At 60.2% G+C, this 24,493-nt stretch carries 21 protein-coding genes; 19 read left to right on the top strand and 2 right to left on the bottom strand.

Going from position 1 to position 24,493, the window contains the following annotated elements; all coding sequences use genetic code 11:
• Positions 1 to 38 precede the first annotated feature (38 nt).
• The 6 genes from AS026_RS07535 (at position 39) to AS026_RS07510 (ending at position 7,876) form a co-directional block, all read left to right on the top strand.
• Positions 39 to 1,547 (top strand): ABC transporter substrate-binding protein, encoded by a 1,509-nt coding sequence (locus tag AS026_RS07535; protein WP_062369241.1) that lies wholly within the window; start codon positions 39 to 41, stop codon positions 1,545 to 1,547.
• 74 nt (positions 1,548 to 1,621) lie between these two features.
• The gene (locus AS026_RS07530; RefSeq protein ID WP_018858186.1) at positions 1,622 to 2,569 is read left to right on the top strand and encodes an ABC transporter permease; all 948 of its coding nucleotides are present in this window, start codon (positions 1,622 to 1,624) and stop codon (positions 2,567 to 2,569) included.
• On the top strand, positions 2,566 to 3,438 hold the full coding sequence (locus AS026_RS07525) for an ABC transporter permease (RefSeq protein ID WP_062369240.1): 873 nt from the start codon (positions 2,566 to 2,568) through the stop codon (positions 3,436 to 3,438). The genes AS026_RS07530 and AS026_RS07525 overlap by 4 nt, the downstream gene beginning before the upstream one ends.
• Positions 3,439 to 3,459: 21 nt before the next feature.
• Positions 3,460 to 5,241 carry a gamma-glutamyltransferase family protein gene (locus AS026_RS07520; RefSeq protein ID WP_062369239.1) on the top strand — a complete coding sequence of 594 codons (1,782 nt, stop codon included), beginning with the start codon at positions 3,460 to 3,462 and terminating at the stop codon, positions 5,239 to 5,241.
• Between the two features lie 5 nt (positions 5,242 to 5,246).
• Positions 5,247 to 6,008, top strand: a complete 762-nt coding sequence (locus AS026_RS07515) for a DUF1028 domain-containing protein (RefSeq protein ID WP_062369238.1) — start codon at positions 5,247 to 5,249, stop codon at positions 6,006 to 6,008.
• Between the two features lie 20 nt (positions 6,009 to 6,028).
• Positions 6,029 to 7,876: an ABC transporter ATP-binding protein gene (locus AS026_RS07510; protein ID WP_062369237.1), complete on the top strand. Its 1,848-nt coding sequence runs from the start codon at positions 6,029 to 6,031 to the stop codon at positions 7,874 to 7,876.
• Positions 7,877 to 9,112: 1,236 nt separating this feature from the next.
• Here AS026_RS07510 and AS026_RS07500 read toward each other — a convergent pair.
• Positions 9,113 to 10,705, bottom strand: a complete 1,593-nt coding sequence (locus AS026_RS07500) for an ABC transporter substrate-binding protein (protein WP_100248135.1) — start codon at positions 10,703 to 10,705, stop codon at positions 9,113 to 9,115.
• A gap of 233 nt (positions 10,706 to 10,938) precedes the next feature.
• Between AS026_RS07500 and AS026_RS07495 the strand changes: the two genes are divergently transcribed.
• The 8 genes from AS026_RS07495 to AS026_RS07460 all read left to right on the top strand — a co-directional run bounded on the left by AS026_RS07495 (position 10,939) and on the right by AS026_RS07460 (position 19,574).
• On the top strand, positions 10,939 to 11,754 hold the full coding sequence (locus AS026_RS07495) for an NAD-dependent epimerase/dehydratase family protein (protein ID WP_062369235.1): 816 nt from the start codon (positions 10,939 to 10,941) through the stop codon (positions 11,752 to 11,754).
• Between the two features lie 6 nt (positions 11,755 to 11,760).
• The gene (locus AS026_RS07490) at positions 11,761 to 12,840 is read left to right on the top strand and encodes a mandelate racemase/muconate lactonizing enzyme family protein (protein ID WP_062369234.1); all 1,080 of its coding nucleotides are present in this window, start codon (positions 11,761 to 11,763) and stop codon (positions 12,838 to 12,840) included.
• A 408-nt stretch (positions 12,841 to 13,248) separates the two neighbouring features.
• On the top strand, positions 13,249 to 14,844 hold the full coding sequence (locus AS026_RS07485) for an ABC transporter substrate-binding protein (RefSeq protein ID WP_062369295.1): 1,596 nt from the start codon (positions 13,249 to 13,251) through the stop codon (positions 14,842 to 14,844).
• A 67-nt stretch (positions 14,845 to 14,911) separates the two neighbouring features.
• Complete coding sequence (locus AS026_RS07480; protein ID WP_062369233.1) at positions 14,912 to 15,928, top strand: ABC transporter permease; 1,017 nt, start codon at positions 14,912 to 14,914, stop codon at positions 15,926 to 15,928.
• Between the two features lie 67 nt (positions 15,929 to 15,995).
• Positions 15,996 to 16,838, top strand: coding sequence for an ABC transporter permease (locus AS026_RS07475; protein ID WP_100248137.1), 843 nt, complete (start codon positions 15,996 to 15,998; stop codon positions 16,836 to 16,838).
• Positions 16,839 to 16,848: 10 nt separating this feature from the next.
• A complete protein-coding gene (locus tag AS026_RS07470; protein WP_062369232.1) occupies positions 16,849 to 17,700 on the top strand; it encodes an ABC transporter ATP-binding protein in 852 nt (283 codons plus the stop codon).
• The gene (locus AS026_RS07465; protein WP_062369231.1) at positions 17,697 to 18,455 is read left to right on the top strand and encodes an ABC transporter ATP-binding protein; all 759 of its coding nucleotides are present in this window, start codon (positions 17,697 to 17,699) and stop codon (positions 18,453 to 18,455) included. The genes AS026_RS07470 and AS026_RS07465 overlap by 4 nt, the downstream gene beginning before the upstream one ends.
• A 60-nt stretch (positions 18,456 to 18,515) precedes the next feature.
• On the top strand, positions 18,516 to 19,574 hold the full coding sequence (locus AS026_RS07460; RefSeq protein WP_062369230.1) for a dienelactone hydrolase family protein: 1,059 nt from the start codon (positions 18,516 to 18,518) through the stop codon (positions 19,572 to 19,574).
• A 28-nt stretch (positions 19,575 to 19,602) separates the two neighbouring features.
• Here AS026_RS07460 and AS026_RS07455 read toward each other — a convergent pair whose 3' ends face one another.
• The gene (locus tag AS026_RS07455) at positions 19,603 to 20,751 is read right to left on the bottom strand and encodes a mandelate racemase family protein (protein ID WP_062369229.1); all 1,149 of its coding nucleotides are present in this window, start codon (positions 20,749 to 20,751) and stop codon (positions 19,603 to 19,605) included.
• A gap of 275 nt (positions 20,752 to 21,026) precedes the next feature.
• Here AS026_RS07455 and AS026_RS07450 point away from each other — a divergent pair, with 275 nt between their 5' ends.
• The 5 genes from AS026_RS07450 to AS026_RS07430 all read left to right on the top strand — a co-directional run.
• A complete protein-coding gene (locus AS026_RS07450) occupies positions 21,027 to 21,767 on the top strand; it encodes a FadR/GntR family transcriptional regulator (RefSeq protein ID WP_062369228.1) in 741 nt (246 codons plus the stop codon).
• Positions 21,768 to 21,860: 93 nt separating this feature from the next.
• Positions 21,861 to 22,772: a 5-dehydro-4-deoxyglucarate dehydratase gene (gene kdgD, locus AS026_RS07445; RefSeq protein ID WP_425349769.1), complete on the top strand. Its 912-nt coding sequence runs from the start codon at positions 21,861 to 21,863 to the stop codon at positions 22,770 to 22,772.
• Positions 22,773 to 22,834: 62 nt separating this feature from the next.
• Positions 22,835 to 23,677, top strand: coding sequence for a 5-dehydro-4-deoxy-D-glucuronate isomerase (gene kduI / locus AS026_RS07440; protein ID WP_062369227.1), 843 nt, complete (start codon positions 22,835 to 22,837; stop codon positions 23,675 to 23,677).
• Between the two features lie 11 nt (positions 23,678 to 23,688).
• Entirely contained in the window at positions 23,689 to 24,027 is a 339-nt protein-coding gene (locus AS026_RS07435) for a cupin domain-containing protein (RefSeq protein WP_062368932.1), read from the top strand.
• Between the two features lie 8 nt (positions 24,028 to 24,035).
• On the top strand, positions 24,036 to 24,493 hold a 458-nt coding region (locus tag AS026_RS07430), incomplete at its 3' end, for an SDR family NAD(P)-dependent oxidoreductase (RefSeq protein WP_131815288.1).

Genomic DNA, 24,493 nt, shown 5'->3' with positions numbered 1-24,493 from the left:
CGGCCCGGAAAACTGGTTCAAACATAAGAGGGAACGAGATGAAAACTGCCAACTTCCTTGCAACTCTTGGCGCAAGCGTCCTGTTAGCGCTACCGACCTTTGCCGCCGAACTGAAGATCGGCCTTGCCGATGACGCTGACGTCTTGGATCCGGCGCAATCGCGTTCGTTCGTCGGCCGTATCGTCTACACGGCGCTATGCGACAAGCTGTTTGACGTCACGCCCGATCTCAAGATCGTCGGGCAGCTCGCTACGGATTACAAATGGTCCGCCGACGGCAAGGAACTGACGCTGACGCTGCGCCAGGGCGTAAAGTTCCAGGATGACGCGCCCTTCAATGCCCAGGCTGTCGTCGACAATATTACCCGTGCGATGACCCTGCCGGAATCGCGCCGCAAGAGCGAGCTTTCCTCCGTCTCCAAGGTCGAGGCGACCGGGGACTACGAGGTGAAGTTCACGCTGAAGGCTCCGGATGTTACGCTGGTCGCACAGCTTTCCGACCGCGCCGGCATGATGATCTCGCCGAAGGCCGCCAAGGAACTCGGCGCCAAGTTTGGTGATCATCCCGTCTGCTCCGGCCCGTTCAAATTCGTCGAGCGTGTGCAGCAGGACCGCATCGTGCTCGAAAAGTTCCAGGACTATTGGAACAAGGACAACATCTTCATCGACAAGATCACCTACCGGCCGATCCCCGATAGCGCGGTGCGGCTCGCGAACCTGCGCTCGGGCGACCTCGACCTGATCGAGCGCGTGGCACCGACGGATGTCGAGACCGTGAAGGGCGATTCCAACCTGGACATGGTCGACAAGGTCAATATCGGCAACCTCGGCATCTACTTCAACGTCGGCAACGGCGCCCGCGCCGACAATCCCCTCGGCAAGGACAAGCGCCTTCGCCAGGCCTTCTCGCTGGCGATCGACCGCGAGGCAGCCATGCAGATCGTCTATGACGGCACGGGTGTTGCCGGCAACCAGCCGTTCCCGCCGTCGAGCCCGTGGTTCAACAAAGATCTTCCGGTTCCGGCCCGCGACGTCGACAAGGCCAAGGCCCTGATCAAGGAAGCAGGCTTCGACCGCGTTCCGGTCGAGCTCAACATGGCCAACGATCCGATCATCGCCCAGATGATGCAGATCATCCAGTCGATGGTTGCCGAAGCCGGGTTCGACGTGACCTTGAAGGCCACCGAATTCGCCACGCTGCTCAACGACCAGACCGCCGGCAACTACCAGGTCAGCCGTTCGGATTGGTCCGGCCGCATCGATCCTGATGGCAACACCAACCAGTTCTACACCGCTGGCGCGGGCCTCAACGACATGCACTACAGCAACCCCGACGTGGACAAACTGCTTTCCGAAGCCCGCCAGTCGCAGGACGATGCCGTGCGCAAGCAGAAATACGATGCCGCCGGCAAGATCCTCGCTGAGGACCTCCCGATCGTCTACATCGGACATCAGGCTTGGATCTGGGGCTACAACAAGAAAGTCACCGGTTTTGTCCCGTCACCGGACGGCATGATCCGCCTCGTGGGCGTGAAGAAAGCCGACTAACAAAAGAACCGCCGCGCGGGGGCTGTCTCCCGCGCGGCGCCTGCAACGCGACTGACGAGCATCGGGATCTCCTCATGTATACCTACATCGGAAAGCGGCTGCTGCTTGCCATACCGACGCTGCTGATCATCTCCGTCTTCGTCTTCTCGCTGCAGAAGCTTCTGCCGGGTGATCCGGTCCTGGCCATGGCCGGCGAGGATCGCAGTCCGCAAGTGCTGGAGCTCTTGCGCGAAAAATACCGGCTGAACGATCCGGTGGTCTACCAGTATGGCTACTGGCTGGCGGGTGCGGTGAAGGGCGATCTTGGCATCTCGCTGAGGACGAACCAGGAAGTGACGACACTGATCGCCGAGAAGCTGCCGGTGACGATCCAGCTCGCCGTGATGTCGATCGTCTTTGCACTTTTGATCGGCATCCCCATGGGCATACTCGCTGCAGTCAAGAAAAACACCGCGCTCGACCTCGTGGCCAATTTCATCGCGCTCTGCGGCCTGTCGATCCCGAATTTCTGGTTCGGCATCATGCTTATCCTCTTCATCTCGGTAAAGCTCGGCTGGCTGCCGGCCTCGGGCTACGCGCCCTTTTTCGAAGATCCGCTGCATTCGATCGAAACAATGATCATGCCGGCGTTCGTTCTCGGCAACGCGCTCGCAGCCACGCTGATGCGCCATACGCGCTCCTCGATGCTGAGCGTGCTCAGCGCCGACTATATCCGCACCGCCCGTGCCAAGGGTCTGTCGGAGGGGGCGGTCGTATTGCAGCATTCCTTCCGCAACGCGCTGCTTCCGATCGTCACCGTCACCGCACTTCTCTTCGGCGAGCTGCTTGCCGGTGCTGTTCTGACCGAGCAGATCTTCACCATTCCCGGTTTTGGCAAGTTGATCGTCGATGCCGTGTTCAACCGCGACTATGCCGTCGTGCAGGGCATCGTGCTTTGTACCGCGACCGGTTTCATCCTGATGAATCTCGTCGCCGACGTGCTCTACGTCCTGCTCAACCCGCGAATGAGGACCGCCCTATGACCGCCATCGAGCAGTCGGCCACAGCAGTCGAGCCGCGTTCGCAAAACCGCGCCTGGCGCAAGATGAAGGCCAACAAGGGTTCGCTTGCGGGCCTTGTCATCGTCCTCTTCTTTGCGGTCGTCGCGATCTCAGCGCCGCTGCTGCCGATCCCCGACCCGGCGGCGACCAGCTGGTCGGCGATCCGCAAGGCGCCGTCGCTTGCCCATCTTCTCGGCACCGACGATCTCGGTCGCGACATCCTTTCGCGCATGGTTTGGGGCGCCCGGGCATCGCTGCTGGCTGGCATCTTTTCGGTGGCGATCGCGGTTGTCGTCGGCGTGCCCTTCGGCCTGATCGCCGGCTATTTCGGCGGCTGGATCGACCATGTGATCTCGCGCATCATCGAGGCGTTCCTGGCGATGCCGTTCCTGATCACGGCGATCGCCCTTGCCGCCTTCCTGGGGCCGAGCCTCTCCAACGCGATGATCGCGATCGGGCTCTCGGCCATGCCGATCTTCGTGCGGCTGACACGTGGCCAGACGCTCGCCGTCAAGACCGAGGAATTCGTGGAAGGCGCGCGCGCCATCGGGCTTCGCCACTTCAATATCATCAGACGCTACATCCTGCCGAACGTCTTTGCGCCTATCCTCGTGCAGGCGACCCTGACGATCGCCACCGCCATTATCGCCGAGGCAAGCCTGTCCTTCCTCGGTCTCGGCCAGCAGCCGCCGGCGCCGAGCTGGGGTTCCATGCTCAACGTCGCCAAGAACTTTCTCAACCAGGCGCCCTGGATGGCGCTGTGGCCGGGACTGGCGATCTTTCTCGTCGTCATGGGTTTCAATCTTCTCGGGGACGGCCTGCGCGATGCGCTCGACCCTCGCGAAGCGTAATTTCTTCGAAAGGAAATTGAGATGAGTACGTTCACGACCCGCCCCGAAATTCTCGGCACCTTCGGCGTCGTCACCTCGACGCACTGGATCGCCTCGGCCGTCGGCATGAGCATCCTGGAAAAGGGCGGCAACGCCTTCGACGCGGCGGTCGCGACCGGTTTCGTACTCCAGATCGTCGAGCCGCATCTGGTCGGCCCTGGCGGCGACCTGCCGGCGATCATCTATTCGAAGAAGAAGAACAAGGTCGAGGTCATCTGCGCCCAGGCGCCGGCGCCGGCCGGAGCCACGATCGAGCACTATACCAACGAGGGACTGAAGATGATCCCCGGCGACGGTCTGCTCGCGACCGTCATTCCGGGCTCCTTCGATGGCTGGATGCTGATGCTGCGCGACTACGGTCGCTTGAGCGTCCGCGACGTTCTCGAACCGGCGATCCATTATGCTGAGAACGGCCATCCGGTGCTGCCGCGTGTCTCGGCAACCATCGCCGGCCTTGCCGACTTCTTTGAAAAGGAATGGCCGACCTCGTTCGAAACCTGGCTGCCGGGCGGCTCTGCGCCGGCTCCCTGGTCCAACTTCAAGAACCCCGTGCTTGCTAAGACCTGGAAGCGCATCGTCTCGGAATCCGAGAGCAAGTCCGGCCGCGAGGCGCAGATCGAAGCCGCGCGAAACGCCTTCTATCGCGGTTTCGTCGCCGAGGCGATCGACACGTACCTGCGCAAGGCGGAAGTGATGGATGCGAGCGGCAGCCACCACAAGGGCGTGCTGAGCGCGGACGACATGGCAAACTGGCAGGCGACCGTCGAGGCGCCCGTCACCTATGACTATCACGGCTGGACGGTCGCAAAGACCGGTCCGTGGGGACAGGGGCCAGTACTGTTGCAATCGCTGTCGCTGCTGAAGGGCTTTGATCTCGCCTCCATGGATCCGGCCGGTCCAGATTTCGTACACACGGTCGTCGAGGCGATGAAGCTCGCCTATGCCGACCGCGAGGTCTATTATGGCGATCCTGATTTCACCGTCGTACCGCTTGAGCAGCTTCTGTCGGACGCCTATGCCGCCGAGCGCCGCAAGCTGATCACGAACGAAGCCTCTTTCGATCTGCGTCCCGGCCGTCTTTCCGGCTTCGAGGCACAGTACGATGCCACCATGGCGCTGCTTGAAGGCGCCAAGACGGGTGCTGTCTACGAGCCGACCATGGCGCATCTGAGCGAGAAGCGCGGCGACACCGTGCATATCGACGTCATCGACAGCGAAGGCAACATGGTGTCGGTGACGCCTTCCGGCGGATGGCTGCAATCCTCGCCGATCGTTCCCGGCCTCGGCTTCTGCCTCAATTCGCGCGCTCAGATGTTCTGGCTGAAACCAGGTCTGCCGTCGTCGCTCGCCCCGGGCAAGCGTCCACGCACGACGCTAACGCCTTCCATCGCGCTCCATGAAGGGCGGCCGACACTCGCCTTCGGTACACCGGGCGGCGACCAGCAGGACCAGTGGCAGCTCGCTTTCTTCCTGCGCTATGTCCATCATGGCATGAACCTGCAGGAAGCGATCGACCAGCCGCTCTTCCACACCGCGCATTTCCCGGGCTCCTTCTATCCGCGCACCCGGGCGCCGGGCGACCTGACGGCGGAAGCCAATTTCCCTGCGGCAGTGCTCGAGGCGCTGCGCCAGAAGGGCCATAAGCTCACGGTTGCCGATCCATGGACCGTCGGGCGCCTGACAGCGGCGCGGCGCGATGCCGACGGACTGTTGCGCGCGGCCGCCACGCCGCGCCTGATGCAGGCCTACGCGGTCGGGAGATAATCGCCATGACCTGGTCCATCGTTGCCCGCGAACCGGAAACCGGCCATCTGGCGATCGCGGTCGCCACCCGCTTCTTCGCCGTCGGCGGCGTCGTGCCTCACATTCGCGGCCGCGTCGGTGGGGTCGCGACACAGGCCTTCGTGAGCCCGCTCTACGGCACCGATGGTCTCGCCATGCTCGCCGCCGGCAAGTCGCCGGAGGAGATCATTCCGGCTCTGACCGGGCGCGACGAGGGGCGGGACCAGCGCCAGCTGCATCTTGTCGATGCCAAGGGCCGCAACGCGGCCTTCACCGGCGCCAAGTGCATCGACTGGGCCGGCCATCTGGTCGACGACAACGTCTCGGTCGCCGGCAACATGCTGGCGGGACCGCAGGTGATCGCCGAAACGCTTTCCACCTTCAAGAAGACGGCGGGCAGGCCCTTGGCCGAACGGCTGCTTGAAGCCATGCAGGCCGGCGAGGACGCCGGCGGCGACAAGCGCGGCAAGCAGTCGGCAGCGCTCGTCATCTACCGCGATCAGGATTTTGCCTGGCTCAATCTGCGCGTCGACGACCACGCCGATCCCTTGGGTGAGCTCAACCGGCTCTACGCCGTCGCCAAGGAGCGCTACCTGCATGTCGCCGAGACCATGCCGACCCGGGACAATCCGAGCGGCATGATCGACCGGCGCGAAATCGACGAGCGGATTGCAGGGCTGGAGGCGGAACGCGTGGCGGCCGGAAGACCGTCCGCCTCGTTCGCCACGCCGCTCAAACCCGCGACCTAATGCAAATGGAAGGTGAGCCCATGACAACCGCAGCCGCCGTCAAGCCCGCCGCAGGCTTGGCACCCGTCTTGTCGGTCTCCGGCTTGACGACGTCATTCAGGGTGGACGGCGCCTGGCGGCCGGTCGTGCGCGACGTCTCCTTCGACGTGATGCCCGGCGAAACCGTCGCGATCGTCGGCGAAAGCGGCTCAGGCAAGAGCGTTACGTCGCTCTCGATCATGCGGCTGCTTGCAAATAGCAGTCGCGTCGAGGGCCGCATCCTGCTCAATGGGAGGGATCTCCTTTCGCTCTCCGACAAGGAGATGCGCGGTGTCCGCGGCAAGGACGTTGCCATGATCTTTCAGGAGCCGATGACCTCGCTCAATCCGATCTTCACCATCGGGCGGCAGATTTCCGAGGCACTGACCTGCCATGGCAATCTTTCGGCGGCGCAAGCCAGGGCTGAGACGATCCGTCTGCTCGAAAAGGTCCGGATCCCGAATGCGGCCTCCCGCTTCGACGAATATCCCCACCAGTTTTCCGGCGGCATGCGCCAGCGGGTGATGATTGCCATGGCGCTGGCCCTGCGTCCCAAGTTGTTGATTGCCGACGAGCCAACGACCGCGCTCGATGTCACCATCCAGGGCCAGATCCTCGATCTCATAAAGACGCTGCAGGAAGAGGAGGGTATGTCCGTCCTTTTCATCACCCACGATATGGGCGTGGTGGCAGAGATTTCGGACCGCACCGTCGTCATGTATCGTGGCGAGGCCGTTGAAGCAGGAAAGACGGACGACGTTTTCCACCGCGGTCAGCATCCCTATACCCGCGCCTTGCTTTCAGCGGTGCCGCGCCTGGGTTCGATGACGGATCGTGCAAGGCCACTTCCATTCCCGGTGGTGGACGCGGCGACCGGCCAGCTGAAAGAGGCCGCAGAGGCTTGCCGAACCGTTGACGATAACAGGAAGCCGATCCTCGAAGTCAAAGGCCTCGTCACCCGCTTCGACATTCGCGGCGGGCTGCTCGGGCGCAAAACCGGTGCGATACACGCGGTCGAGAACGTTTCCTTCGACCTTCACCAGGGCGAAACACTCTCGCTCGTCGGTGAATCCGGCTGCGGCAAGTCGACGACCGGCCGCTCGATCATGCGCCTTCTCGATGCGCGGTCCGGCAGCGTTCGCTTCGAGGGGAAGGACGTTCTGAAACTCGACGGCGCCAGTCTGCGCACCATGCGCCGCAACATCCAGATGATCTTTCAGGATCCCTTTGCCAGCCTTAACCCGCGCATGAGCGTCGGCACCTTGATCGCTGAACCCTTCAGCGAACACGGCCTTGGAACGCGCGCTCAGGCACGCGACAAGGCCGCCGACCTCATGGAACGGGTCGGGCTGAAGGCGGAGATGATGAGCCGCTATCCGCACGAATTCTCCGGCGGCCAGCGCCAGCGCATCTGCATTGCCCGTGCACTGTCACTTGATCCCAAGGTCATCGTGGCGGACGAGAGCGTTTCGGCGCTCGATGTCTCGATCAAGGCGCAGGTCTGCAATCTCCTGATGGACCTGCAAAAGAGCCTCGACCTGGCCTACCTGTTTATCTCGCACGACATGGCCGTCGTCGAGCGCCTCAGCCACCGGGTCGCAGTCATGTATCTTGGCGAGATCGTGGAAATCGGGCCGCGTCCGGCGGTCTTCGGCAATCCGCAGCACAGCTATACGAAGAAACTGATAGCTGCAGTGCCGGTCCCCGATCCCGCCCGCCGAGGTATCCGGCGAAACCTCGCGGCTGACGAGCTGAAAAGCCCGGTGCGTCCCCTCGACTACGTCCCACCAACACGCCAGTATCGCGAAGTCAGCCCCGGCCACCTGGTCAGGATCGACCAAGACGCTTAGGACCGAAGTTCATGCCACTACGGTCGTGTTCTTCGACGGTTTGCGCTCTGGGATAGCGGGCGGACGGATCCTCGGGTCGGTCGCCTTTTTCTCGTCAGCACTATCGAATGGCGCTTGGACGATCCGAAACTCGCCTGACACCCGGGTATGGCGTCTGCTTGCAGGCCCGTTCTCCGAAAGCGCTCTGGTTGTGACACCTTCTCGGGGTCGGTTGAACAGGCCGAACTCTACGGTTCCCTTTTATCAAAGCGCCGGCGGTTTCACGAAAAAACTCAGTTCGTGTGGGACCGCCGTCGATCCATAACTGTTTAGACACGCCGGAGCGCCTTCGTGGTGTATGAAGGACAAGGCGCTCATCTCCGCGTCTTTCAGGACTTGCTTTATCTAGGCAATAGGCTCTGAACCAACTCGCCCTCGCTCTTTCCTGAACGCGATGCGATCTCCGTCAAGGGAAGTTCGGGAGTTGCGGCCGAAAATCCGTTTGCCTTCAGGCCAGCTATTAGGTCTTCGGTAGGAGTCTGAAGAAGCGGAGCCACCTCTGTTAGGGAGTTTCTGAGGATGACACTGGTGAACGCGAACTGAGGTGGGCCGCCAGCCCGTCGTCCTTCCGATGGCGCTGAAGGAAGGAAGTAGTAAAGCGCGGCCGCCAAGGAAATCGCAAGTGCGATGGCCATCGGAGCGCGGCGGAAATAATTGATGAAGGATCGCCAGTTTTTCCAAAGATGCAGCGCAAACGGCAGGATTAGGACCATGCTCAACCATTCATGCATCCCATGGAATGAGCCGGGGCCGAAGTGAAAGAAGAGTGCGATCCCGGAAATCAATGAAACCAGGAAAAGCCCGGTTATGAATGGCGTTGCATAGCGTTGAAAGAAACTCTTCATCGGGTGCCTCTGTTCATCCTTTCTTTGTTCGCATTTGCTGGCCGTTTTGAGAAGTTAAAGGTTCGTAACGAAACTTCGACTGCACCGCCACCAAATGCAACAGCGGGTTCGGGAGCGACGGCCTGATCAATCCTACTCAATAGCTACGGCTGCGGCCGCTCAATAACCATTGGCGCGATGTGAGGGCGCCAAAGGGAGCTGGCATTGGCAGCCTGGCTGACGATCTCAGGCATGCATAGCCGCGCAACGCTGAAAAATGCGCGATGGCGTCAGGCAGGTCCTTGATCACCCGTGCCCGATAAAGGCGCCCGCAGCGGTGGCCGCGGGCACTTCCCGGAGGAGCTTATGAGGATCAGCGCTGCTTGGAGACAGTGCGGAGACGAACGGTCCAGCCGTAATGGTTTTCGTAACCCTTGACGTCAGCGCGGTAGACGACGCTGTCGACGACTGCCGAAATCGGCTGCAGGGCCGGAACGAGGTCCTCGTAGCGCTTCTGGATGTCCTCATACATTGCCTTCTGCTTGCCCTGGTCGCGTTCCACCAGGGCTTTGGCCGACATGTCGTTCAGCTGCTGGTCGAAGAAAGAGGTCCGCCAGCCGATAATTCCGCTGAGCTTGGCATCGTCGGCATTGTTTGGATTGATGACAAGTGCTCGTAGGTTGGAATGCGGATGCGGCTCCTGACCACCGCCGCCGCGGCCGACGATCATCTCGAACTTGCGTTCACGCATCGGGCCATAGATCTGGTCTCCGGCCCCCTGGACGATCTCGGCCTTGATGCCAGCTTGGGCCAGCGTCGCCTGGATCGCGGTGGCTGCGTCGGCAAACGGCGGTTCGTTGAGCGTCAGCAGCTTGACGGCGAAACCGTTCGGATAACCCGCCCTGGCGAGCAGTTCCTTGGCCTTGGCGACATCGACCTTGTAGTCGGGATCCGGCAGGGCGCCGATCACGCCCTCGGCGACTGGGCGCAGACGCTTGGCGCCGTAATTCGGCATGATTGTCTCGTTGATGCCGTCGTAATCGATGAGATAACGGATCGCCATGCGGACATCCTGGTTCTTGAACCGTTCGTCCTTCATGCTGACTGCGAGGAAGTAGAAGCCCGAGCTCGGCGTCCTCTGGACTTCGACATCCTTGTTATTGCTGAGTGCGGCGATATCCGGAACGGAAAGACCGATCGCGACATCGACGTCACCCTTTTCCAGCATCAGGCGTTTGGTCTGGGACTCCGGAAGGTGACGGAAGATGACCCGCTTCATCTTGGGTTTTTCGCCCCAGTAATCGTCAAATCGCGTCAGTATGAGCATTTCGTTGGAGGACCAGCGCGTCAGGCTGAAGGCTCCGGAGCCGGCGGCATTGACCTTCAGCCAGGCCGCGCCCCTGTCGCCATTGGTCTCGTGGGACATGACGGTCTTCATGTCGACGACCGCGCTCGCATCTGGCTTGCCGAAGATATCGAGGGTGAGCTGCGGATCGGTCGCTTGGGCGGGCTTGAGGGTGATCTTGTTGCCGTCCGCCGTCAAAAGCGAGTCGATATTGTTGCCCCTGTAGCCAAAGGACGACCAAACGCCCGCTCCGACAAGACCAAGGTTGATGTTGCGCTTAATCGACCCGACGACGTCTTGCGCTGTCACCGGGTTGCCGGAGCTGAACTTCGCGCCGTCTCTCAGCGTAAAGGTGATCGAGCCATCGTCGGCGATCGTCCAGGAGCTCGCAAGGCCCGGATTAACGGTCTTCTTGTCGGCGCCCAGTTCCACCAGCGTGTCGTAGAGATTGGTGATGACGCCGGTCGCCTCGCGGCCCGAGATCGCAGCCGGATCCAGAGTAAGGATATTGTTCATGCTCAGGCCGACGATCAACTGGTCGGCAGGCGTGTCCGCAAATGCGACCATCGGCGCGGACAGCGTCAAAGCCGTGGCGAGCGCCACATGCCTCATCCATTTCATTGGGGTTCCTCCATTCTGGCGCGCTCGGGGTAAGACATCATATGAGCTGCGGTCTTGTATGAAGACATAAACGGCTTCCTTCGTCAACATATGCTGGCAGTATCGCGCAAATTTGTCTAAACAAGAAAACTCAGGGAGCTTCGATAAAGCCTTGGCATCGTATTTCTGACGCCTTGTCATATGATAAGATTGCTGTTACCCGACATGAGTTCGGTCCGAATAGGAGGAGTAGGATGAAGCGGCTTCTGATCACCGGAGCTGCCGGCAGTATGGGCATGGCCATGCGGCAACGACTCGGTCATCTGGCCGAAACCATTCGCGTTTCCGATATCACCCCGCTGACGGCAATTGCGCCCAATGAGGAACCGGTCAGCTGCGACCTGATGGATGCTGACGGTGTGATGCGAATGGTGGAAGGCTGTGACGGTATCTTGCATTTCGGCGGCATCCCGTCGGAAAACACCTTCGACAGTATTCTGGAGGCCAATATACGCGGCCTCTACAATCTCTACGAAGCGGCGCGCAAGCATGGCAAGCCGCGTATCCTGTTCGCTAGCAGCAATCACACGGTTGGCTTCTATCGCCAGGACCAGTTGATCAGCGTCGACCAGCCGACCAAACCGGACGGCCTCTACGGCGTATCGAAATGCTTCGGCGAAGCCCTGGCGCAGATGTATTTCCACAAGTTCGGTCAGGAGACGGCGATCGTCCGCATCGGCGCATGCTGGCCGAAGCCGACGACAGTGCGAATGCTGGCGATCTGGCTGAGCTTCGACGACATGGCCTCGCTCACCGAGCGAGTGTTCAAAGCGCCCTATCTCGGTTGTCCGACCATCTGGGGCGTTTCCGACAACCAGACGAAATGGTGGGACAATTCGGCTTCCGCCTATCTCGGCTGGAAGCCGAAGGACAATTCTGAGACCTATCGCGCCGAACTGGAGCGCAGCCCCGGCATCCCGGACAAGGACTCGTCCCATGCAAAATGGCAAGGCGGTGGTTTCGTCGACGAGCCAATCTATATCGAGCCTCCGCGCTCCCCGATCCGGTAACGTCTCATGAAAATTACCCACCTCACTACCACCGCCGTTAGCCTGCCTCTCGCCGAACCGCTCGGCAATGCCACCGCCACCATTCGCCAGCTCTCCTGCATCGTCGTAGACCTCGGCACCGATGAAGGATTGCGAGGTGAAAACCTCATCTTCACCATCCGGCCGGAGCAGGTAAAGCTTCTGGACGCCATGGTGCATGTGCTGTCCGACGCTGTGATCGGCCTTCATCCGGACGATACCGGCGCATTCTGGGCGGATGCCTGGCGACGCATCAACTTCATCGGCTTCACCGGCGTCTCGATCATGGGCATTTCGGCGATCGACGGAGCTATATGGGACCTCAGAGCCAAGCGCACTGGTCTTTCGATCTCGCGGATGCTCGGCAGGTGCCGGGAGACAATTCCAGCCTATGCGAGCGGCGGGCTGTGGCTCACCCAGGACATCCCGGCACTGGTGCGCCAAGCCGAGGGTTTCGTCGCGCAGGGTTTCAAGGCGATGAAGCTGCGCCTTGCCGGAAGGATCGAAGTCGACCTTCCGCGTGTCAAAGCGGTCCGGGCGGCGATCGGCAGCGAGATCGGGCTGATGGTCGATGCCAATCAGGTGCTGGATGCGGATGCCGCCATCAGGCTCGGCGATGCGTTGGCGCCGTTCGACATCGCCTGGTTCGAGGAACCAGTGCCGGCGCATGCCCTCGAGGATTCGGCCAAGGTGGCGAACGCCCTGCGAATACCGATCGCCTCAGGGGAGAACGAATACACTCGCTACGGTTTTCGGCGGATGATCGAAGCAGGCGCCGCCTCCATTCTCATGCCCGATCTTCAGCGGGTTGGTGGTGTAACGGAATTTGCGCGCGTCGGCGCGCTGGCGGCGAGCTTCGACTTACCGGTTTCGTCACACCTCTTCCCGGAAATGAGCTTGCAGCTCCTTGCTCATGTGCCTACGGCTCATTCTCTCGAATACATGGATTGGTTCGCTCCGCTCTATCAGGAGAAGATCGATCTTATCGACGGTCTAGCACGGATTCCCGATGCGCCGGGATGGGCAATGGCATTGGATCGCGCTGCTATTCAGCGCTACAGCCTCTGACAATAAGCACTGCGGAACGGCGGGGCCTTCCCAAGGAAGCTGCCTTCGCCGTTTGCGCTTCCGACGAAGATGAGAACCGGCGTTCTTGAAGGACGCGCCGGCTACCTGAAGGCATTCAACAATTGCAGTCGGCGTCTTTGGACGCTACGCCTCAGATCGACGCGGCTCACCGCTTCGAGGACATCGGTTTGAGGAGCTTTTTGCCTTACGGGCCAGTGCCCGCGAGTTGCTCTCCATGCGCTCTTGCTATCGGGAGGTGTTTCTGACCGTCAGGGCAATTGCCGCCCGCTCGCGAAATACAGATCGCTGCTGTTTGAGCATATCATACAACTTGACTAATGAGATATTATGACAGATAGTATCACCAGTCGATCGGGAGTCGGCAAAGGAGGATTTTCGATGTATCACATGAAGGCAATCATTGCTGCAGCGGTTATCGGCGCAGCAAGCTGGAGCGCACCGCTTCGTGCCGAAACGCCGCCAAACATGCTTGTTGTTGGCTTCTCGATGAACAATATCCTGACATTGGATCCGGCGGCCATTACCGGCAAGGAGACGGTCCAGGTTCTCGCCAACATATACGACAACCTGGTTTCACTCGATCCTGTCAACAGGTCCGAGGTCACGCCTCAACTCGCGGAGAGCTGGGTCGTCAGCGATGACAAGTCGAAGATTACTTTCACCTTGCGAGACGGGGCTGCCTTTGCTTCGGGCAACCCTGTCACGTCCGAGGATGTCGTCTGGTCGTTGAAGCGGCTGATGTTACTGAACCTGGCACAGGCGTCGTTTTTGAAGACCCATGGATTCACTGCCGACAACGCCGAGGCAAGCTTCGCCGCTCCGGACGTCAAGACGGTGGTCATCACCCTTCCCAAGAAGGTTGACCCGGAACTTATCATCATGACCCTGGGCATCGTTGGTCCGGGATCGATTTATGACAGCAAGACTGTGCTGGAAAATGAAAAGGACGGGGACAAGGGTGCCGCCTGGCTGACGACGCATTCGGCGGGGTCGGGACCGTTCGTGCTTGGTGAATGGCGCTCGAACGAGCGCGTCGTTCTTGATCGCAACGACAAATATTGGGGCGATAAGCCGGCGATGCGCCGCATCATCATGCGTCATCTGGCAGAATCGCAGAGCCAGCGCCTGATGCTGGAGAAGGGCGATATCGACATTGCCTTCTCGATGTCGGCGGCCGATCTCAAGTCGCTGGAAGCCAACAAGGACGTGAAGATAGAAACAATCGGTGGCAGTGGCTTCTATTACCTTGCGGTGTCGATGAAGGATGAGAAGTTCAAGAACCCGAAGGTTCGCGAGGCGCTTCGCTATCTGATCGACTATCAGGGTCTCGACAAGACTGTCCTGCCTTATTTCGGCAAGCTACGCGATCGGCCGATCCCAAGCGGCATCTTCGGTGCATCGCCTGATGCCGGCTACAAGCTCGATGTCGAGAAGGCGAAGGCGCTGCTGGCCGAAGCAGGCTATCCGAACGGTTTTTCGACGACGCTTCGCGGTATTTCGGACGCGCCGTTCTTGAACCTCGCAACGGCTCTCCAGGCGACACTTGCGCAGGCGGGCATCAAGGCCGAAGTCATCACCGGGTCCGGCGATCAGATTTACGGCGCGATGCGCGAACGCAAATTCGAGTTGCTTGTCGGTCGCGGCGGCGGCGGACAGTTGCCGCATCCTGACTCCAATCTGCGCGCTATCGCCTACAACCCGAACAATTCGGATGAGGCAAAGCTGACAAACTTCCAGGGTTGGCGCACGTCGTTCTTCGACGAGAAACTGAACAGCATGATCGATGCTGCACAGGTTGAAGGCGACAAGACTGCTCAGGCTAAGCTCTACGGCGATATTCAGGGGTATTATGCCGACCTCGTGCCGGCGATCCAGCCTTTCTCCGAGGTGGTGGATACCGTGGGCGTGCGCGCCGATATCAAAGGGCTAGCGCTTAATCCGTCGTGGTCGACGCAATTGCGTACGGTCACCAAGGAACGCTAGGCCGCCAACACGTGCGACGGGTGTGTCCCGTCGCATATGCCATTTTGTGACTATGAAAGATCCAGCAATGAGCCATGATCGCATCTTTGCCGTCGCGCGGCAGGCCGGCACCATTATGGTGACCTTGCTCGGCCTCCTCATCCTGACCTTTTGCATCGGTCGTCTGATGCCGGTGGATCCGGTCAGAGCGATCGTCGGGGAGGAGGCGGATCGCGCCACCTACGAGTTGGTCGCAGAGCGGTTGGGGGTCAATCTGCCGCTTCATACACAGTTCATCCGTTACGTCGGGGACGTGGTGCGCGGCGACTTCGGAGTTTCTATCCGCACCGGACAGCCGGTCATCAGCGACATCGCTCATGTCATGCCGGCTACGATTGAACTTGCCACCTTCGCCATTCTTTGTGGGGCTGGTTTCGGGATACCACTCGGTATTTTCGCGGCGATCAATCGTAATCGGCCAGCCGATCACATCATCCGCTTCCTGACGCTAATCGGGCATTCAATGCCGATCTTCTGGACGGGCATGATCGGCCTCATTATTTTCTACGCGGTGCTTGGGCTCGTTGGCGGCGGCGGGCGGATTTCCGACTACTATATCGGCCTTGTGCCGGAGACGACCGGCTTCATGCTCATTGACGCGGCGATCGCTGGCGACTGGGAGGTCTTCGGCGATGCGCTCAACCATCTCATCCTGCCTGCCAGCATTCTCGGTTACTCGTCGATGGCTTACATCACCAGGATGACGCGAAGTTTCATGCTCGACCAGCTTGGGCAGGAGTATGTTACGACGGCGCGAGTGAAGGGATTGTCGAAGAGCCGGACGATCTGGCATCACGCCTTTGCCAATATCCGGGTTCAGCTCGTAACCATCGTTGCCTTAGCATATGGCAGCCTACTCGAAGGGGCGGTGCTGATTGAGACGGTCTTCTCCTGGCCGGGCTTTGGACAATACATCACCAACAACATGCTCATCGGCGATATGAACGCGGTCATGACCTGCGTGCTGCTGGTGGGCGTTATCTTCATCGCGCTGAACCTTCTTTCAGACGCACTCTACAAGATCTTTGATCCAAGGACGCGGTGACATGGCACCAGGACATCTTGAAATGAGCAATCTTGTTTTGACCGAGCGTCGTAACGGACCTGTCGTCATGGCGGCCAGGCGGTTCGCCGCAGTCATCGGCGAGCTGCTGGCGAACCCAACAGCTGCCTTCGGCGTCATCGTCGTCGCGATACTGCTGTTCACTGCGCTGCTTGCTCCCGTTCTCGCCAGCCATGACCCCAATGTCGTCGACCTCGGCAACGCTCTCGGCCGACCGAGCAGCCTTCATTGGTTCGGAACGGACGAACTGGGAAGGGACGTCTACAGCCGTCTCGTCTATGGAACCCGTATCAGCCTGACATTCATTTTCATCGTGTCTATCATCGTTGGCCCGGTCGGACTTCTGGTCGGAACGACAGCCGGATACTTCGGCGGCTGGTGCGATACGGTGATGATGCGCATTACCGATATCTTCCTGTCGTTCCCGAGTCTGATTTTGGCGCTTGCCTTTGTCGCGGCATTGGGAGCGGGCCTGGAGAACGCGATCATCGCCATAGCGCTTACTGCCTGGCCACCGATTGCCCGCCTTGCACGAGCCGAGACGCTGACCTTTCGCGGGGCGGACTATATCGCTGCCTCGCGCATGCAAGGAGCCTCGCCACTGCGCATCATCGTAAAGTCGATCATGCCCATGTGTCTGCCCTCGGTTCTCGTCCGCATTACCTTGAGCATGGCGACGGTGATCCTCACTGCTGCTGGCCTCGGCTTCCTCGGACTTGGCGCGCAGCCGCCCTTGCCCGAATGGGGTGCGATGATGGCGACGGGCCGGCGCTACATGCTGGACAACTGGTGGCTCGTTGCGTTTCCAGGCGGCGCGATCCTGCTCGTCAGTCTTGCTTTCAACCTGTTGGGCGACGGTCTTCGCGACGTGCTCGACCCGAAGCAGAAGTGAGGAACGTCACATGGCCAATCTCCTCGATGTCCGCGATCTGCATGTCAGTTATCGCGGCCGCAAAGGTGACAACCCGGTTGTCAAGGGAATCTCGTTTTCGCTCGGACAAGAGAGGCTGGGTATCGTTGGTGAATCCGGATCGGGAAAATCCACCATCGGTCGGGCGCTGCTGAAGCTTCTGCCGACAGCCAAAATTACAGCTGAGCGGATGCAATTCGGTGAAACCGATCTGCTGACCTGCCGCGAGAAAGAGATGTTGCAGGTCCGCGGACGCCGTATGTCGATGATCTTGCAGGACCCGAAATTCTCTCTCAATCCGGTCCACCGGGTCGGCGATCAGGTTGCGGAAGCCTATCGCATACACAGTGGCGCCTCACGCGGCGCGGCCAAGCAACGCACGCTGGAAATGCTGGAGGCGGTGCAGATTCGTGATCCTGAGCGGGTGTTCAGTCTTTATCCCCACGAGGTCTCGGGCGGAATGGGGCAGCGCATCATGATCGCGATGATGTTGATCCCGGAGCCTGAGCTGATCATCGCCGATGAGCCGACCTCGGCGCTCGATGTCACCGTACGCATGCAGGTGCTGAAGATCCTCAATGACCTGGTGATCAGCAAGGGCATTGGGCTGATCATGATCAGCCATGACCTCAACCTGGTCCGCAATTTCTGTGACCGCGTTCTGGTGATGCGGTCGGGCGAGTTCGTCGAGGAACGGCAGGCGCGCGACCTGAAGAACGCCGAACATCCCTACACACGCGGACTGCTGGCAGCGCAGCCTCACATCGGCGGTGACCGCCGCCCACTGCCTGTCTTGAGCCGCAGCCAGACCATCAAAGTCGCAACAGTTGAGGGTACACCATGAGCGCGATCGAGATTGAGGATCTATCCATTTCGCTCGGCGTTGGCGTGCACGCAAAGCGCATTCTAGGGGGCGTGAACTTCAGCGTCGAGAAGGGCGAGTCCTTCGGGCTTGTCGGAGAATCTGGCTCGGGCAAGTCGACGGTCCTGCGCTGTGTCGCCCGCCTGCTGAACGCGTGGGATGGCAGGATTGCGATCAACAACAAGGCCGTCCGCGATACGCCTCAGGACGAATACTGCCGTACCGTCCAGATGGTTTTCCAAGACCCCTACGGATCGCTTCACCCGCGCCAGTCGATCCAGACCGCGCTTCAGGAGCCCTTGCGTATTCAGCGTATGGATCGCCATCAAGAACGCATGGAACAGGCGCTGATCGAGGTCGGGCTCACTCCCGCCTTTCTCCAGCGCTATCCGCACGAGCTCTCCGGCGGGCAGCGCCAGCGCGTCGCCATCGCACGCGCACTCATCCTCGATCCTTCCGTCCTGCTTCTCGACGAGCCAACTTCGGCCCTCGATGTGTCGGTTCAGGCAGAAGTGCTGAACCTCCTCTCCGAGCTTAGAGCACGCAAGGGGCTGACCTATCTGCTCGTCTCGCATGATCTCGCGGTGATCGACCATATGTGCGACCGGCTGGCGGTCATGCAGCATGGACACATCGTCGAGATCCTGGACCGTGCGGTCCTTTCGACGGGGCGGGCGACCGATCCCTACGCAAGGGAGTTGATCCGAGCCAGTGTCGAGTACGACCAGGCAGTTTGAGCTGGCGCCAAGCGGCGCAATCGTGAGGTTGGCAGCGCCGGGCAATATGGATGAAGGCCGATGATCGATCGAGACAATCTTGCTTCCATCGCTCGACGGCATCGCGACGCGCCAGCATTTCCGTTGCGGTTTGGCGGCTCTTCGGTCGACTTCGTGACGTGGCGATCCTCGACATTGGCCCATGTCTTGCAGACGATCGACCCTGACGCATGCCATGTCGACCGGGTGGAAACGATTGCGCAATGGGATTGCTCGTCTTATGCCGGCAAACGGCTGAGCCTTCGATTTTCCAATGGCGAAGTGGCTGGGGCCCTTCTCCTTCTGCCACACCAACAGACACCTGCACCAGCCTTGTTGATGCTGCATGATCACGGTGCAACCTTCGATATCGGCAAGGAAAAGGTCATCCCTGCGCCATCAGATAGTCCAACGCAGCAAGCAGCGCGGGCGTGGGCCGATCGTTTCTATGGGGGGCGTTTTCCTGGAGAGGCGGCGGCGCGGCGTGGCTATGTCGTTCTCAGCGTCGATGCGCTCGGCTGGTCAAGCCGTTGCGGCAACGGCTACGAAGCGCAGCAGGCGCTTGCCGCTAACCTGATGCAGTTTGGTGTCTCGCTCGCCTCAGTCGTTGCCATGGAGGATATTGCAGCCGCCAAATTTCTCGGCGAGTTGCCAGAAGTTGATCGGAAGCGCGTGGCAAGTTTCGGATTTTCCTTTGGCGGGTACCGCGCCTGGCAGGTCGCAGCTCTTTCTGCCGACATTGCGGCCTTCTGTGCAATCGGCTGGATGGGCACCTTGGAGGGGCTCATGCAGACCGGCGGCAACCAGTTGCGCGGGCAATCTGCATTCTACATGCTGCATCCACAGATCGCGGGCAAGCTGGACTATCCCGACTTTGCCGGCCTTGCAGCGCCGAAGCCGGGCTACTTTCTGAGTGGGCGCGAGGACCGACATTTCCCTCCAGCTGTCGTTGAGGCTGCGTTTGGCCGTCTGCGTGAGCTCTGGTCGGCTGGGCATGGGATGCAAAATCTGAAAACGGCCATCTGGCAAGGCGGCCACGAGTTTCCCATCCCAGAGCAGGACGCTGCGCTCAACTGGCTCGATGCGGCTCTGAGGGGCTGACAAACGACGCTTCGCCAGCCCCTCTTGTTCATGCCACCAGGTTCGCCTCGATGAAGGCGAAGTTGATGTCTTCTCCAAGGCCCGGCTTGTCGGAAAGGTGGACATAGCCGTGTTCGTCCATGGGGTCGACAAGCGCGTTCAGATACTCGAAGCCGTCATCATACTCGAGGAAGGGATGCAAGAGGCCTCGCTCGTACCACTTGGCATTCTTGCTGCAGGCGGCGACGATCAGGTTCGGGGCGCCGTTGCCATGAATTTCGCAATACATGCCGAAGGACTCCGCAAGGTGCATCGACTTCATCGCAGGGCTGATGCCGCCGACATCGTGCACGCCTGTCCGCAGGATGTCGCAGGCATTCGAGGTGATCCATTCGGCGCGACTGAAGTGCTTTCCACCAGCACTCTCCGGGCCAAGAACGGGAATATCGAGATTGGCGGCAAGCCAGGCGTAGGAGGCCGAGCTTTGCTCGTCCATCGGCTCTTCGATCCAGTCGAAGCTCAGCTTCTCCAAGCCCTTGCCGAGTTCGAGCGCCTCGGTTCGGCTATACCAATGAAACGCATCGATCATCAGGTGGATATCGGGACCAACGGCCTCCCGCACGGCCGCACAGGCCTTCAGATCCATCTTCACATCAGGTGCCCATGACACCGGAGGCATCCAGGTATGCAGCTTGATACCCTTGTAGCCGCGCTTTACCAACTTTTCGGCGAAGCGCCCGTAGTCTTCCGGCGTCGCAAGGCCGCCCTCGAGCTCATCGCCACACATGATCGATCCATAGGCCCGCACCTTGTCGCGATAGCCGCCGATAAGCTTGTGGACGGGGACAGCGAGCTTGCGTCCGGCGAGATCCCACAGCGCGCAGTCCACGATAGCAAGGGTCCGGTCGGTCAGTTGCGCAGCACTGCCACGCTGCCAGTGGGCGAGTTCCTGCCAGAGTCTCTCGCGATCAAATGGATCCTGGCCGATCAGTACCTTTTTGATGAACTTGTCGAGGACATGCGGACGAACGATTTCGGGTGGGGAGAAGCAGTAGCCCTCGGTGCCATCGTCTGCGACGATCGTCAGCAGCGCAAGGTTGACCTTGTGAGCCGGCCCAGGATGGGCATGCCCTGCCGTGTCGGCGTGGCGATAGGTCGTGTGCGCAAAGACGCGCACGTTAATATCGACGATCTTCAAATTTTCTCCTCCAGGTTCTTTCTGTGTCCGGCCGGTGGTCCGAATACGCAAATGTCGAAGGTTCGCTCCACAGTCCTGTCGCGTCATCGCCTGGACTGTTTCGGTGCTGACGTGCACGGCGATCCCTTTGCCGAAGGCCTCCGGATGCTTACTTGTAATACGGCGTTACTAATGTCATAATATGTCTGACGCATGCTGGTCAATCGGATTTTTGCAATCTCTTGACAGGTGGACGTCGTTCGGGATGTCTAGATCGACAGAGGGCGGGGACAAATATGGGGCACAATGTGGTTCAGCAGACGGGGCCAGAGCAACGCAAAAGCGGTGAGACGTTAGTGGAGATGGTGGCGCGCCGCCTGCGCGACGCGATTACGTCAGGCGCCTTGAAGCCTGGCGATCGGTTGCCAACGGAAGGTGGTTTGACGCAGGAATACGAGGTCAGCCGCACGGTAATCCGAGAGGCGATCGCATCGCTACGCGCCGACGGACTGGTCGAAGCGCGCCACGGGGTCGGCGTCTTCGTCCTGACGCCTCCAGCCGGCGCCTATGACGGGTTCAAAAGCGCCGATCCCAATAAGATCTCCTCGTTGCTTGAAATGCTTGAGCTGCGGGCTGCGATCGAAATCGAGGCCGCCGGGCTTGCGGCCATACGGCGTTCGCCGGCCCAGGAAGAGGCCATTCTTGAGGCCTATGACGAGATCGAGCGACTGAAGCAGGATCAAAAGCCGACAGTCGAGGCAGATAGGGCGTTTCACCTGGCGATAGCTGATTCCACCAGCAATCCCCGTTTTCGTGAGTTTTTACAGTTGGTCGGCAAGCAGATCATTCCAAGGGGCGTCTTGGCCGAAGGTGATACCGAGAGATCCTCGCAGGAGTACCTGCAGCAGATCCAGGCCGAGCATTTGCGAATTGCCCGGGCGATATCGGACCAGGATGAGGCTGCGGCGCGAGAGGCGATGCGTCTCCACCTGAAGGGAAGCCAGCAGCGCTACCGGAATTTCATCAAGCGCGGCTGAGTGATCTCAATTATCGTATGATGAGTTATTGACAGTCATAATATCTCTGCTAGTTTCACTGCCATCGACTCTCGATCTGTCCGGAGGATATCCATGGCACTGGACCCCATTTCTTTGAAGGCTGCTCTTGGAGCTGGCCTTCTTTCTTTCCCTGTCACCCCTTTTAACGACGACGATCGGTTTAATCGGGCCGTCTACGAAGACCATGTCGGCTGGCTTTCCGGTTTCGGCGCGAGTGTTTTGTTTGCCGCCGGTGGTACCGGCGAATTCTTCTCGCTGACCCCCGACGAGCTGCCGGAGGTGGTGCGTGCTGCCAAGGCATCAGCGGGCGCAACGCCGATCGTGTCGGGATGCGGATACGGCACGAAGATGGCCGTCCGGATTGCCAGATTGGCCGAAGAGGCGGGGGCCGACGGCATTCTGCTGCTGCCGCAATATCTTATCGATGCCAGCCAGGACGGCCTGTTTGCACACGTGAAGGCGGTTTGTGGCGCGGTCGACATCGGCGTTATGGTCTATAATCGCGACAACGCCATCCTGTCGGCCGATACCCTTGCACGGCTCTGCGAGGTTTGCCCCAATCTGGTCGGCTTCAAGGATGGCTCGGGCGAAATCGGGCTGGTACGACAGATCACAGCAACCATCGGCGACCGGCTCACTTATCTCGGCGGCATGCCGACTGCCGAGCTCTTTGCGGACGCATATCTCGGTGCGGGTGTGACGACCTATTCGTCGGCGGTTTTCAACTTTGTGCCGGCTCTGGCGCAGGAATTCTACACGGCTCTAAGGGCCGGGAAGACCGAAACTACCAATCGCATCCTGCGTGACTTCTTCTTCCCGTTCATGGAGATACGCAACCGCCGCAAGGGCTACGCGGTATCCGCCGTCAAGGCAGGTGTGCGCCTGCAGGGCTTTGATAGCGGTCCAGTACGCGCGCCCCTGACAGACCTTACAGCGGACGAGGTATCAATGCTCGAGAAGCTGGTAGCTCCCCACCGCAGATGACAAGCGGCACCGTCAGTATGTCGCTGACGAACTGAGAAAACACAGACGGAAGGACGGCTTTGATGAGCCACACTGATTTCACCAACCGCTATGCGATCGATCCGAAGACGGCGGCACGGTTCAGTACGGAAGAGCTGCGCGAGAATTTCCTGCTGCCGCCGCTCTTCGTGGCGGAGCGCATCCAGCTTCACTACACCAATTACGACCGGATGATCGTCGGCGGTGCAATGCCGACTTCCGCGCCGCTTTCACTGGAGACGATCAAGCCCGCCGGGACCGACACGCTTCTGGCCCGGCGCGAGCTGATCGCTGTCAATATTGGTGGTGCCGGCATCGTCAGCGTCGATGGCGAAGAATTTCAGGCCGGTACCCGCGACATGGTCTATGCCGGCATGGGTGCTTTGGTGACATTCCGGTCCGTATCGGCCGAACAGCCGGCAAAATTCTACCTGCTCAGCGCCCCCGCGCATGTTCGTCACCCTGCGAAGCATATCGGTATTTCAGATGCCAAGCGTCTCGATCTCGGGGCACAGGCAACCAGCAACGAGCGCTCGATCTTCCAGTTCATCCATCCGGACGGTGTCAGAACGTGCCAACTCGTCGTCGGCATGACGACGCTTGCGGCCGGCTCTGTCTGGAACACCATGCCCTGCCACGTGCATGACCGGCGGATGGAGGCCTATCTCTATTTCGATCTGCCGGAAAAGGCCCGCGTCGTGCATCTGATGGGCGAGCCGAACGAAACGCGCCACCTGATCGTCAAGAACGAGGAGGCGATCCTGTCGCCGGGTTGGTCGATCCATTCCGGTGTCGGTACATCAAGCTACACATTCATCTGGGCCATGGCCGGCGACAATGTCGACTATACCGACGTCGACCTTGTCGCCATCGAAGATCTTCGGTGAGGAGGGGGACTATGGCAGTGAGTGATCTTTTCGTGCCGGCCAAGGATGCCGAGTGGGCCAGTCCGGAACCGGGCGTGACCCGTCGCATCATGGCCTACCTGCCTGAGATGATGATGGTCGAGGTCGTTTTCGAGAAGGACGCCGTCGGTGCGCTTCATTCCCATCCCCACATCCAGGCAAGCTATGTGGCTGAGGGCAGTTTCGAGGTGACGATCGACGGCAGGACGGAAACCCTGCACCAGGGAGGCAGCTTCATCGTTCCCCCCGATCTGGTGCATGGGGTCAAGGCTCTCGAGAAGGGCCGCCTGATCGATACGTTTACGCCACATCGCGCCGAATTCCTCAAGTGAGGCCCGCCATGACCATGTTCGATCTTTCCGGGCAGGTGGCGGTCGTCACCGGTGCCAATACCGGCCTTGGTCAGGCAATCGCCGTCGCGCTGGCTGCGGCTGGCGCCACGATCGTTGCCGTCGGCCGCTCATCGATGGACGAAACCGAGGCTGCGGTTCGCAAGATCGGTGCCGGTTTTCACGCCATCAAGGCCGATCTTGGATCGATCGAACCGACAAAGGCAATCGTCGACGAAACGGTAGCGACCTTTGGCAAGCTCGACATCCTCGTCAACAATGCCGGCATCATCCGCCGCGCCGACGCCATCGACTTCACGGAGGCCGATTGGGATGCGGTCATGGACATCAACCTGAAGAGCGTCTTCTTTCTGTCGCAGGCTGCCGCCCGGCATATGCTCGAACGAGGCGGCGGCAAGATCATCAATATCGCCTCGCTATTGTCCTTCCAGGGCGGCATCCGCATTCC

It is taken from the genome of Rhizobium altiplani (genome assembly GCF_001542405.1).
GTDB classification, from domain to species: Bacteria; Pseudomonadota; Alphaproteobacteria; order Rhizobiales; family Rhizobiaceae; genus Rhizobium; species Rhizobium altiplani.
Note: the sequence above shows the minus strand (reverse complement) of the source record. Positions and strands in the feature narration are given on the sequence as shown.

Coding starts and splice junctions, on each gene's coding strand:
- AS026_RS07535 (WP_062369241.1), top strand. CDS start 39: ATGAAAACTGCCAACTTCCTTGCAACTCTTGGCGCAAGCGTCCTGTTA.
- AS026_RS07530 (WP_018858186.1), top strand. CDS start 1,622: ATGTATACCTACATCGGAAAGCGGCTGCTGCTTGCCATACCGACGCTG.
- AS026_RS07525 (WP_062369240.1), top strand. CDS start 2,566: ATGACCGCCATCGAGCAGTCGGCCACAGCAGTCGAGCCGCGTTCGCAA.
- AS026_RS07520 (WP_062369239.1), top strand. CDS start 3,460: ATGAGTACGTTCACGACCCGCCCCGAAATTCTCGGCACCTTCGGCGTC.
- AS026_RS07515 (WP_062369238.1), top strand. CDS start 5,247: ATGACCTGGTCCATCGTTGCCCGCGAACCGGAAACCGGCCATCTGGCG.
- AS026_RS07510 (WP_062369237.1), top strand. CDS start 6,029: ATGACAACCGCAGCCGCCGTCAAGCCCGCCGCAGGCTTGGCACCCGTC.
- AS026_RS07500 (WP_100248135.1), bottom strand. CDS start 10,705: ATGAAATGGATGAGGCATGTGGCGCTCGCCACGGCTTTGACGCTGTCC.
- AS026_RS07495 (WP_062369235.1), top strand. CDS start 10,939: ATGAAGCGGCTTCTGATCACCGGAGCTGCCGGCAGTATGGGCATGGCC.
- AS026_RS07490 (WP_062369234.1), top strand. CDS start 11,761: ATGAAAATTACCCACCTCACTACCACCGCCGTTAGCCTGCCTCTCGCC.
- AS026_RS07485 (WP_062369295.1), top strand. CDS start 13,249: ATGAAGGCAATCATTGCTGCAGCGGTTATCGGCGCAGCAAGCTGGAGC.
- AS026_RS07480 (WP_062369233.1), top strand. CDS start 14,912: ATGAGCCATGATCGCATCTTTGCCGTCGCGCGGCAGGCCGGCACCATT.
- AS026_RS07475 (WP_100248137.1), top strand. CDS start 15,996: ATGGCGGCCAGGCGGTTCGCCGCAGTCATCGGCGAGCTGCTGGCGAAC.
- AS026_RS07470 (WP_062369232.1), top strand. CDS start 16,849: ATGGCCAATCTCCTCGATGTCCGCGATCTGCATGTCAGTTATCGCGGC.
- AS026_RS07465 (WP_062369231.1), top strand. CDS start 17,697: ATGAGCGCGATCGAGATTGAGGATCTATCCATTTCGCTCGGCGTTGGC.
- AS026_RS07460 (WP_062369230.1), top strand. CDS start 18,516: ATGATCGATCGAGACAATCTTGCTTCCATCGCTCGACGGCATCGCGAC.
- AS026_RS07450 (WP_062369228.1), top strand. CDS start 21,027: ATGGGGCACAATGTGGTTCAGCAGACGGGGCCAGAGCAACGCAAAAGC.
- kdgD (WP_425349769.1), top strand. CDS start 21,861: ATGGCACTGGACCCCATTTCTTTGAAGGCTGCTCTTGGAGCTGGCCTT.
- kduI (WP_062369227.1), top strand. CDS start 22,835: ATGAGCCACACTGATTTCACCAACCGCTATGCGATCGATCCGAAGACG.
- AS026_RS07435 (WP_062368932.1), top strand. CDS start 23,689: ATGGCAGTGAGTGATCTTTTCGTGCCGGCCAAGGATGCCGAGTGGGCC.